Origin of the sequence: Pseudoalteromonas sp. P1-26, from assembly GCF_001401795.1 — a bacterium.
GTDB lineage: Bacteria > Pseudomonadota > Gammaproteobacteria > Enterobacterales > Alteromonadaceae > Pseudoalteromonas.
This window is the reverse complement of the sequence record NZ_LKDX01000135.1, coordinates 1-530: the sequence shown is the minus strand read 5'-3', so window position 1 is coordinate 530 and position 530 is coordinate 1. Positions and strand designations below refer to the sequence as shown.

At 42.6% G+C, this 530-nt stretch carries 1 pseudogene; it reads right to left on the bottom strand.

The features are described from left to right. Positions 1–275: 275 nt before the first annotated feature. Positions 276–530, bottom strand: a pseudogene (locus tag AN394_RS22385) (RNA-guided endonuclease TnpB family protein); the annotation flags it as partial.

Genomic DNA, 530 nt, shown 5'->3' with positions numbered 1-530 from the left:
TTTTGCCAGCGATTTGAACCTTTGGTTCGACGTGCAAGCTGGCGTTGCAATTGATTTAACTTCTCTATTGCTTGCTTTAAAAACTTCGGGTTGTCGGCCACGAAACCGTTCGAACCAACCACCGTTTGCTTTGAGTTGATGTCAAAGCCAGAGAGCATTTCCAAAACTTGTTTAGCCGTTTTGCATTCCACTTCCTGAGTGATACTGCATTCCTATTTTCCGTGATGATATTGAACAGTGACGGTCTTAATTTTGCTCACTAGCTCACTAGCTCACTAGCTCACTAGCTCACTATGCAGAGCGATTGGCACTTTGCCGACCTTCGGAATACTGATATCGCCATTTTCGATTCGAATGCAATTGGCATTATTAACGGCTCGAAACGAGTCATTGTGAAGTCTTTTCTTTTTGTATGAGACTTTATGCTTTGGAAAGCGCTGTAAACGAACCTTTGAAAAAGCATTCTTAACAGCAGTTTCTAAATCGCGAGCAACCTGCTGAGCCGCTGCTGAATCAAAAGATTTAATCCA